The 10,570-nt window shown below is 41.7% G+C and carries 10 protein-coding genes; 7 read left to right on the plus strand and 3 right to left on the minus strand.

Features of this window, described 5'->3' with window-relative positions:
• Nucleotides 1-32: 32 nt before the first annotated feature.
• The 3 genes from ilvD (at nt 33) to BIV59_RS21010 (ending at nt 3,178) form a co-directional block, all read left to right on the plus strand.
• Nucleotides 33-1,751 (plus strand): dihydroxy-acid dehydratase, encoded by a 1,719-nt coding sequence (gene ilvD / locus BIV59_RS21000; RefSeq protein ID WP_071353417.1) that lies wholly within the window; start codon nt 33-35, stop codon nt 1,749-1,751.
• Between the two features lie 161 nt (nt 1,752-1,912).
• Entirely contained in the window at nt 1,913-2,347 is a 435-nt protein-coding gene (locus BIV59_RS21005) for a BrxA/BrxB family bacilliredoxin (RefSeq protein ID WP_071353418.1), read from the plus strand.
• Nucleotides 2,348-2,398: 51 nt separating this feature from the next.
• A complete protein-coding gene (locus BIV59_RS21010) occupies nt 2,399-3,178 on the plus strand; it encodes a class I SAM-dependent methyltransferase (protein WP_071353419.1) in 780 nt (259 codons plus the stop codon).
• Between the two features lie 57 nt (nt 3,179-3,235).
• On the opposite strand, the gene ggt is transcribed toward BIV59_RS21010, so the two are convergent.
• Nucleotides 3,236-4,933, minus strand: a complete 1,698-nt coding sequence (gene ggt, locus BIV59_RS21015; protein ID WP_071353420.1) for a gamma-glutamyltransferase — start codon at nt 4,931-4,933, stop codon at nt 3,236-3,238.
• A 527-nt stretch (nt 4,934-5,460) separates the two neighbouring features.
• Between ggt and BIV59_RS21025 the strand changes: the two genes are divergently transcribed.
• Both BIV59_RS21025 and BIV59_RS21030 read left to right on the plus strand, forming a co-directional pair.
• Entirely contained in the window at nt 5,461-6,087 is a 627-nt protein-coding gene (locus BIV59_RS21025; RefSeq protein ID WP_071353422.1) for a YpjP family protein, read from the plus strand.
• Between the two features lie 149 nt (nt 6,088-6,236).
• Nucleotides 6,237-6,992, plus strand: coding sequence for a TerC family protein (locus BIV59_RS21030; protein ID WP_071353423.1), 756 nt, complete (start codon nt 6,237-6,239; stop codon nt 6,990-6,992).
• Between the two features lie 304 nt (nt 6,993-7,296).
• Here BIV59_RS21030 and BIV59_RS21035 read toward each other — a convergent pair whose 3' ends face one another.
• The gene (locus tag BIV59_RS21035; RefSeq protein WP_071353424.1) at nt 7,297-7,542 is read right to left on the minus strand and encodes a hypothetical protein; all 246 of its coding nucleotides are present in this window, start codon (nt 7,540-7,542) and stop codon (nt 7,297-7,299) included.
• Between the two features lie 263 nt (nt 7,543-7,805).
• On the opposite strand from BIV59_RS21035, the gene BIV59_RS21040 reads away from it, so the two are divergent.
• A complete protein-coding gene (locus BIV59_RS21040; protein WP_071353425.1) occupies nt 7,806-8,600 on the plus strand; it encodes a thymidylate synthase in 795 nt (264 codons plus the stop codon).
• The gene (locus tag BIV59_RS21045; protein WP_071353426.1) at nt 8,597-9,088 is read left to right on the plus strand and encodes a dihydrofolate reductase; all 492 of its coding nucleotides are present in this window, start codon (nt 8,597-8,599) and stop codon (nt 9,086-9,088) included. The genes BIV59_RS21040 and BIV59_RS21045 overlap by 4 nt, the downstream gene beginning before the upstream one ends.
• 389 nt (nt 9,089-9,477) lie before the next feature.
• Here BIV59_RS21045 and BIV59_RS21050 read toward each other — a convergent pair whose 3' ends face one another.
• Nucleotides 9,478-10,359 carry a GNAT family N-acetyltransferase gene (locus BIV59_RS21050; RefSeq protein ID WP_071353427.1) on the minus strand — a complete coding sequence of 294 codons (882 nt, stop codon included), beginning with the start codon at nt 10,357-10,359 and terminating at the stop codon, nt 9,478-9,480.
• Nucleotides 10,360-10,570 lie beyond the last annotated feature (211 nt).

A 10,570-nucleotide genomic window follows, 5' to 3' on the forward strand; every position in this document is an offset into this window, starting at 1 on the left:
TATTGAAAAGAAAACAACTGGAGGGACAAAACATGAAAAAAGATTTGAGGATAAAAAGTAAAGTAATCAGTGAAGGGGGGCCAACAAGGGTTCCGAACCGGGCCATGCTTCGGGCTGTAGGTTTTACGGATGAAGATTTCAAGAAACCGATGATTGGGATCGCCAGCACATGGAGCGAGGTGACACCCTGCAATATACATATTGATGAGCTAGCCAGAAAAGCCAAGCGGGGAGCGGGGGATGCAGGCGGAGCGCCAATGATTTTTAATACAATCACCGTATCTGATGGCATCTCAATGGGAACCGAAGGCATGAGGTATTCGCTACCGAGCAGAGATTTGATTGCAGATTCCATTGAAACGGTTGTTGAAGGGGAAAGCCTTGACGGATATGTGGCGATCGGAGGATGCGATAAAAATATTCCAGGCTGCATGATGGCCATAGCGAGAATTAATCTTCCCTCTGTTTTTGTTTACGGAGGAACCATTCAGCCAGGAAAATTGGATGGCAAGAATATTGATATCGTTTCTGCTTTTGAGGGAGTCGGGGCGTACAATGCAGGGAAACTGGATGAGGAAGGCCTCCATAAAATTGAATGCAATGCATGTCCGGGGTCGGGATCCTGCGGCGGCATGTACACAGCCAATACAATGGCAAGTGCGATTGAAGCACTTGGGATGAGCCTCCCGGGCAGTTCATCAAATCCAGCTGTAACGGCCGAGAAGCACGAAGATTGTTATAAGGCGGGACAGGCTGTTTACCACTTGCTTGAAGAAGGCATCTATCCAAGGGATATTCTGACGAAAGAAGCATTTGAAAATGCCATAGCGGTCGTGATGGCTCTGGGAGGTTCTACAAATGCTGTTCTGCACCTGATGGCTATAGCCAACTCAGCGGGGGTCCATTTATCACTTGAAGATTTTAATGCTATGCAGAAGAAGGTGCCGCATATTGCTGACCTGCGCCCAAGCGGCAAATATGTGATGCAGGATCTTCACGAAATTGGCGGTATCCCTGCTTTGATGAAGCATTTATTAAAAGCAGGCCTGCTCCACGGGGAGTGTCTGACCGTTACTGGAAAAACGGTTGCGGAAAATCTTGAGGAATGGCCTGATTTCGAAGAAGGGCAAAAAATCATCTTTCCTGTTGACAAGCCGTTAAGCAAAGAAGGGCCATTGGTGATCCTGAAAGGGAATCTTGCCCCGGATGGTGCTGTAGCAAAGGTTTCTGGCCTAAAGGTCCGGGAAATGACAGGTGCGGCTAAAGTATATAATGATGAGCCAAGTGCGACAGAAGCGATACTGAAAGGAGAAATAGAAGCAGGGGACGTTTTGGTTATTCGGTATGAGGGTCCAAAAGGCGGTCCGGGGATGCCTGAAATGCTATCCATCTCAGGTATGCTTGTGGGCAAGGGTCTCGGTGAATCTGTGGCACTTCTGACTGATGGCCGTTTCTCAGGCGGGACACATGGTCTTGTCATTGGGCATATTGCACCAGAAGCACAGGTGGGCGGCCCCATTGCCCTGATTAAAACAGGTGATGTCATCACTATTGATACAAACAGCCAGGTGCTGAAGGTGCATGTATCAGACGATGAGCTTCAGGAAAGAAAATTGCAATGGCAGGCTCCGCCGCTTGTGAAAAGAGGGACACTTGCGAAATACGCCAGACTGGTTTCCTCTGCTTCAAAAGGCGCGGTAACAGACTTATTTGAAGAAGAAGAAATAAAAGCGCCAGCTATGACAAAGTGAGGGGGAAACTGGAGCGGGAGAATTTAGAATCTCCCGCTCCAGTTTTTTTATGAAATGATGTTTTGGGGGGTACTAACCGTCATTGGAGCACAGGTTTTGCATATCTTATCAGTATTATAGTATGCTAAAGAGAAATCATGTAACTACAGGAGGTTATCATAATGTCTATGGCATATGAAGAGTATATGAAACAAATGGTCAAGCCGATGCGTGCAGAGCTGGTTCAGGCAGGATTTGAAGAGTTAACGACAGATGCAGCAGTCGAAAACTTTATGGAAAATAACGAAGGAACGGCTTTGGTTGTCGTTAATTCTGTTTGCGGCTGTGCTGCAGGGCTTGCGCGTCCGGCTGCAACCCAAGCTGTACTCCGCGCAGAAACTAAGCCTGAAAAGCTAGTGACTGTTTTTGCAGGACAAGATAAAGATGCAACAGAAAAAATGCGCGAATACTTTAAGGGAATTGAACCATCTTCCCCTTCGATGGCATTAATCAAAGGAAAAGAAGTGCTTCACTTCATTCCGCGCCACGAAATCGAAGGCCATCCGATGGAAGAAATCATGGAAAGCCTGATTTTATCTTTTGACCGCTTAAAATAATACAGCCAAAAGGGCATGCTCACAGCATACCCTTTTTTAGAGGAGATTTTTATGTTTGTGACCACCCCCGGAAGAACAGACGAAGAGAGCATAGCCCAGGCAAAGTCATTTGCTGCAGAGATGGGCTTATCATATGTGCCAAGAAATAAACAATCTATCAGAAAACTGCAGCAAATTACAAATAGCGACTGTCTTGTTCTTGGGAAAGAAAGATATGAACTTTATCGGCTGAACGAAACGGAGCCATTCTTTTTTCACCCTAATCTTGCATCGATTCGAATCAAGAGACTGGAAAAAGGGGAACAGGATGCTTATCTGGCTGCGGCCGGAATAGCTGAGGGAAGTGAGGTTCTCGACTGCACTCTTGGCCTTGGCTCAGATGCAATTGTCGCAAGCTATGCTGCAGGTGCTAAGGGCCGTGTAACCGCCATTGAAGAAAATCCGTATCTGTCGCTTCTTGTAGAAAAGGGGCTTTCGGAGTGGAAAACAGGCAATGAAAAAATGGATGAAGCCATGAAGAGAATAGAGGTTAAGACAGCGCCGCATTTGAAGGTGCTTGAGGCGCTTCCGGATAATAGCTATGATGTTGTTTATTTTGATCCAATGTTCGAGACAGCCATTAAAGGGTCCAGCGGCATACAGGCGTTAGCCTTTTTCGCCTCCAGGCATGGCCTGACTGCGGAAACGGTCAGGGAAGCAAAAAGGGTCGCCAGAAAACGTGTCGTTTTAAAGGACCTTTATAAAAGCAGCCGATTTAATGAATTTGGATTTCAAGCTATTCAACGAAAAACCTCTAAATTTCATTTTGGATTTATGGATATCAAGGAATGAAACCCATAACAAGAAAGAGGCAAAAATGATTTTTGCCTCTTTCTTGTTTCTATTGCATTAATTGAGATAATCTTCTTCGTTCAGGCCGCTTGCTTTTCCTTCCCTGCTTGAATCAGCTGCCCCGAACATTTTTCCTTCTGAAAAGCTGATGCCCTGGACATTGCCAATAGGATGCGGAACCTCATTGAAAGCAAATCCCATTCCTTCAAGATGTCCCTTACTGCTCATATCCATGCCTGCTTCCCACTCAATATGCGGCCCCATTGGCGTGAAAATACGCGGCTCTTCTATGGCGGATTTCAGATCCATGTTGAAGTCAAGGACATTCAGTATCGTTTGGGATACAGAGCTGATGATGGTCGGCCCCCCAGGAGAACCAAGCGTAAGAACAGGCTTTTTATCCTTGAAAATAATAGTTGGGCTTTTACAGCTTACCGGGCGTTTTCCCGGCTCAGCCTGATTCATTCCACCAGGCATGGAATCAAAATCGGTCAGCTCGTTATTCAGCATGAAACCATATTTCGGAACCATTACTCCTGAGCCGAAAGGATGCTCGACTGTTGATGTACAGGCAACAATGTTCCCCCACCTGTCTGCGACCGTAAAATGGGTCGTTTCACTCTGTTCTTCCAGCTCCGGCTGTCTTACAACATCCCTTTTCGGTACATTGTCATACACCCATGGATTGCCGAAATCAATTTCATTATTGCGTTCTTTAAAATTAATGAATGCTTTACGTTCTTTCAGGTATTTTTCGTCAAAAAGGCCTTTCAGCGGCAGCTCTGCAAATTCAGGGTCGGCAAGGAAAGCTTTTTTATCTGTAAAAGCGAGCCTCATGGCTTCGGCAATCAGATAATATTTTTCCCATGAACGAGGCCCATATTGCTCAATATGAAAATCTTCAAGTATTTTAAGAATCTGCAGAACAGTTGATCCGCCAGCACTTGGGGCAAAGGAGGAAACAATTTCATAGCCTTTATAAGTTGCCCGCATTGGCTCATCAATGGTGATTTTATAATCCTTTAAATCCGACAGTTCCATAAAGCCGCCTAATTCCTTAATGGCAGAGATGATTGCTTCGCCGATTTCCCCCTCATAAAATGCTGAAATGCCATCACGCTGCAGAATCCGGTAGGTATGTGCCAAATGCTCTTTTTTCAGGATTTCTCCTTCTTGCAGCTTTTTGCCATCCGGTATGAACAATCTCTGCGCTTCATCTCCAAGGCGGTAATGGAAGTTTTCAAGTGCCTCCGTGAACACCCAATTGACCGCAACTCCCTTTTCACAAAATTCAATGGAAGGCTCAATCAAATCTGCAAGAGGCTTGGATCCATATTTCAGGCGTGCTTCTTCCATGGCCTTCAAAATGCCTGGTATGCCGACTGCAGTGGCAGCGGTTGATCTCTTCTTAAATGGAATCACTTCTCCGTTTTCATCTAAAAACATATCAGGATGAGCAGCTTTTGGGGCCCGCACATGCCCGTCAAAAATTTTCACTGCATCTTCTTCCTTATTGTAAACCATCATAAACCCGCTTCCGCCAATGCCGGTCATCATAGGTTCTACAACATTCAATGCAAACTGGATGGCAATAGCGGCATCTACTGCGTTTCCCCCTTCTTTTAAAATTTTTTCTCCGATATCCGTCGCAATCGGATGGGCAGTAACAACCATCCCTGCATTACCTTCTGCTGTTTCTCTTTCATACGAGTGATATTTAGAACGCCCCATGTAGGCTTTGCTGTTTTCAGTCATATGTATACCTCCTCAAGTATTTTTGCTGCGGAAAATGAATAGGCAGGGAGAGCTAAAAAACCTTGCCGGATTTTTAGGCAAGGCAGATGAAACTAGCTGATAGTTTATATATTCATTGGTCAATCGGCAATTTCGAGGTAAATGAAATACATTAACATCAATATGCTTAGAATCATAAATACAGCTGACCATTCCATTGAAGCCCCTCCTTGGAAAAATCTATTCATTAAGTATATCCGCGGCCTTGTCCTTCTATGTAGTTTTAAATTAAATAATGCCTTGAACGTAAAGCTGCTTTAGAATATCAATACCTTTTTTTAATGAATTTAAAACCTTATGCTCACTGGAAAATAGCGGGCATTAAGAAAAAGAGGCGAATGCAGAAGCGGGATTTCTGGCAAAATGCTGAAATTAATATTCGTAATATCCCACAAACCAAAGTATACTGGAATTATCAAAGACAGCCACTAAGCTGTCAGGGATTCTTGAATGTTTGACACTGATATTGATTAGTAAGGGGATATGTCATGAAGGGTGCTAAATGGTTCAAAAAAAGTCTGATTGTTTTAGTTTCGGCCCTGACATTCGGGCTTGTTACTCCAGCTGATTTTAACTGGCTTGGTGAGGCGGATTCTGCCAAGCATCCGGAAAAGGATTTACAAGAAGCCAATTCTGCAAGATATGGTGCCTCTGTCCAGAACGTCAATAAAAACATAGAAGAAGAATTATTCAGCCAAAATGATTTCATCCAGAATATTGTCTCCAAGGGAGAAGAGAATGCGTATTGTAAATTCGGCGGAAAAATAAAACCGAAAATCCAGGCAGAATTTAAAGCTGTAATCCTTCCGAAAATGGAGGCAGCCATTGCCAAAATGGCTTCAAGCCATCAAGAAGAAGAATTACGCCAGCTCGCTATTACAGAAAATCCTGCTTCAGGGCGCGGAGAAAAAATCTTTCATATTTATAATGAGAATAATGGGGAAGATATTATGAGATTTCATGTCAGGCAGGAGAATCCTCCTCAAGAAGGCTATTGGTTTAATTTCCATTATCATACCTATCATGATCAATTTGCTGCCCACCATGATTTGGGCAGGATTTACTGGGACAAAAACACACCGCCAAAATGGTCCTCGCAAGGGATGCTATCATAAGGCTGAAACAGGATTTTTATTGAAAAAGATTTTGGAAAAGCGTACACTAGTATAATATAATCTGGTATTTGGAACCTTCAGCCGCAGGTTCCTTTTCCATTGTCTTCATATACAACTCATATTAAAATTTTTAGGAGGAACATCCTGTAATGCTGAATCATATCTTGGATACTTATGCTCAATTCTTTGATTGGGAAATGTGGGGCAAAATACTGACAGATCCGGTAAGCTGGGGTCTGATCGGGACATTAATTATACTTGAGGGACTTTTATCAGCCGATAATGCCCTTGTGCTAGCGGTAATGGTCCGCCATCTGCCAAAAAACAAGCGCAAAAAAGCATTATTCTATGGTTTGCTTGGTGCATACGCCTTTCGATTTGTAGCCATTGGGCTTGGTATTTTCCTTATCAAGCTCTGGTGGATAAAGGTTCTGGGCGCTGCATATCTAGCATGGCTTTCAATTAAATACTTCCTTGATAAACGCAAAGGCGAATCTGAAGAAGATGAAGTGAAGGGCATGTCAAAAGAGAGCTTGCTTATCCGTATGTTCGGGACTCTCTGGGGTACTGTCGTAGCGGTTGAACTGATGGATATCGCATTTTCCGTTGATAGTGTACTGGCAGCCTTCGGGGTCAGCAACAAAGTCTGGGTCCTTCTTCTGGGCGGAATGATCGGCGTTCTGATGATGCGTGGAGTGGCAGGCGTATTCCTGAATCTGATTGATAGAATCCCAGAACTGGAAACAGCCGCATACGTGCTGATTGCCATCATTTCCATTAAAATGTTTCTATCAGTCTTCCATATCGAAATATCATCCACGATTTTCTTCTTGCTGATCGTCATTACATTTGGCTTGACTTTCATCCTGCATTTCCGCAAAAGCAAGAATTTGAAAGAACAATAAAAAAATGGACAAGAAAAAAAGCTGGCGGCTGCGTCAGCTTTTTTTCTTAGGCATTATTCTTAAAGATTGTTGTTTTTTAATGAGTTCTGCCAGGCGATCTCATTATTAAATGAGGTGAGCGAAAGGGCGGAACTCCTGCTTAGATTAGCGGTGAGCCTCCACACCAATGGCATTGCTGTGGAGGCTCACCGCCTGCGTGGAAAGCGAGCATCCTGGAGCGGAAATCAACCCCTTGTTCATAGCAGCAAATTTTACAAAAACAGCCTTTCTTATAATCCTGAGCGGCTTGTGAAGTCTTCAAATGTCACATATTCCTGCTCTTTTGCCTGAAAAATATGCGGAACATGCCCGAAAATAATAAGAAAAAGAGGACAGGAATCATAACAGATAAGGAAACAGAGTGAACAAGCGGCATGAGGATAAAACCAAGGAAAATGGAAAAAAATATTAAATCAAGATATACGAATATTTCAAGATTCATGATTTCAATCACTTCTTCTGTGATTTCTGGCTTGCTTTGCAGAATTGATTTTTTGCTGTAAGTTCTCATATATATCACCTTATTGTTTTGAATAAGTCATTCGTTAAAAAGCGCAGTTTGCCATGAAAGAGGAGGAATCAGTGTGCTGTCTATACATCAAACCATTCTTTTAGTGATTCAGACGCTGCAGACCGGATAATTAATGTACAACATAGGAATCAGATTAATAATAAATTATGTAAAAAAACGAAAATGGTTACTTCCTGTAAAGAATACCGGAAAGACATTCATGTGTTAGAATGATAATGAGATTCCAGGAAAGGCTGGTTACAATGAAACAATATCTTGATTTATGCAAACACGTATTAGACAATGGCACAATAAAAAGCGACAGAACAGGAACCGGAACCATCAGCACATTCGGATATCAGATGAGATTTGATTTGGAGGATGGATTTCCGCTGCTTACTACAAAAAAGTTAAGCCTGAAGGCCATCATCCATGAGCTTCTTTGGTTTTTAAAAGGTGATACCAATGTAAAATATCTTCAGGATAATGGTGTCCGCATCTGGAATGAATGGGCGGATGAAAATGGGGAACTTGGACCGGTATATGGACATCAATGGCGCTCATGGAGTGCTCCTGATGGCAGCAGTATTGATCAGATTACTGAAGTTATTGAAATGATAAAAAAAGATCCTGATTCAAGGCGCCTGATTGTCAGTGCATGGAACCCCGGGGAAATTAGTAAAATGGCGCTTCCGCCGTGCCACGCATTTTTTCAGTTTTATGTGTCTGAAGGAAAGCTGTCCTGCCAGCTTTATCAGCGTTCTGCCGACGTGTTCCTTGGGGTGCCGTTTAATATAGCTTCGTACGCGCTCCTGACATTAATGATTGCCCAGGTATGCGGCTTGAAGCCAGGGGAATTTGTGCATACCTTTGGTGATGTACATATTTACTCCAATCATGTAGAGCAGGTGAAATTGCAGCTTACCCGCGAACCCAAAGCCCTCCCGGTAATGAAATTGAATCCCGAAGTAAAGGATATCTTCGGTTTTTCTTATGAAGACTTCGAACTGGAAAATTATGAAGCGCATCCTCATATAAAAGGAGCGGTCAGTGTATGATTTCATTGATGCTTGCGATGGACGAAAATAGGGTGATTGGAAAGGATAATAAACTTCCCTGGCATCTGCCGGCAGATCTTCAGTATTTTAAGAAAATGACCACTGGCCATTCTGTAATTATGGGCAGGAAAACTTTTGAATCAATAGGGAGACTTCTGCCCGGCCGAAAGAATATCATTCTTACCAAAAATAAATCTTTCGAGGCAGAAGGAGCCGAAGTTTACCATAACATACTTGAACTGAAGAAAATGGCAGAAAGAGAGAACGATGAAGTTTTTGTGATAGGAGGAGCCGAGATATTCAAGGAGATGCTGCCGATATCAGATCGGCTGTATATTACCCATATACACCATGTGTTTGAAGGAGATGTATTTTTCCCGGAAGTAGCAGAAGAGCAGTGGACAAGAATATCATTGACTCCAGGTGAACAGGATGACAAAAACAAATATCCATTCGACTTTGCTGTTTATGAGAAAAAACAAAGCTGATTCATTTAAAACTGGCTGATTTGGAAGGCGTTCATGGAACATAAAACTATTTCTTAACCCTCGATCGACCTTATTAAAAAGCAGTTTTCGTAAAAAAAACAAATAGAGTCTATTATAAAAAATCCGTACTTAATCCATATTTTAAGTACGGGTTTTTCTTTGTTATGCACAGATACAGCCACGAACTGCAAGAATTCGCTCAAATTAAGGCACTTAAACAAGAGCTGAGCAAATAAACCAAATGCTCCTCAATGCCTGCCAAAATTCAAATGGTCAAATTCCTGCGTGCGGTATAAAAAATAGCCATTCCTGTTTGGAACGACTGTATTATTTCTTATTCCGTTAAAGCACCCGTTACTTTAAGTAGAAAAACCATTCACAACCTTCATTTAGGCTTGAGAGGTGAGAGGATGTTTAACTTGCGATGGAAATTCATTGTTTCCACTGGTTTTTACAAATAACACATCGTCCCCTTTAAAAATATCTCCCTGAGTATTAACGTCCCGATAACCTTGGGTAAAATGGAAGACAATTTGATTGGTATTTTGATTAGAAATCTTTGAAAGAATGTTATTAATATTAACCTTTTTTTTACTTACAATATCAAATATATCTAATTGCTTGTCCACTTGCTTAAAGATTACAATTGCTTCTTCATCTTGAATGTAGTAAATATTATTGTTAAAAACATATATACAATAAAACATAAGAAGTTCTTGAGCGTTGACCGTACCGAAACGGTTCGAAACTGGAACTCTTTCTAATGCAAACTTGTAAATGAAATTAAGGTCTTCAACATTATTACCGTCTAATTTGCGGATTTCATTTTCTTCTGTTTGACCTGCTGCATACTCCATTGAATATTGATATTCGTTGACCGATTTAAATCCGAATTTAGGATAAAAATCTAGCACGTTCTGATTAGCAAACAAGTACATAAAATCATATTTATTTTCGTATTCTTCTAGCACCTTGTTCATTAAACTTTTAGAAAGTCCTCGGTTTCGATATTCAGGGTGTGTCATAACTGTTCCTATTTGTATAGCTCTCTTTTGCTCGCCATTTACTACAAAGTCCAATAAGTTAACCGAAACGTTTGCTATAACTTTACTCCCTTCAACATAAGAAAAGGGAATATAACGGCTCTTCCAATAACCCTTTTGATACCAGTCTTCAAAATTAATGCCAAAAACTAAAGTGGCAAGTTCATTAAAGCTTTTTCTTAATTCCTCATCATTTTTGTAATCTTTATAAAATGTCAAATCAGTCATTTTATCCCCCGTTCTTTCACTTCTTTTTATATTATTCTGCCAATACAATACCATAAAATGTAATTTTATCCTATCTTATTAAAAACAACAATCTTTACGAAAAGAGCCTTTTTTAAAGTTTGTCTTTTTTAATTGTTCTGTGAAGCGATTCTGTTGTTAAACCGGGGTGATTGGAGTGTAAGGTGAGAGACTCCTGTGGGATTAGCGGGAA

Origin of the sequence: Bacillus sp. MUM 13 (assembly GCF_001866725.1) — a bacterium.
In the GTDB taxonomy this organism is placed as follows: Bacteria; Bacillota; Bacilli; order Bacillales; family DSM-1321; genus Peribacillus.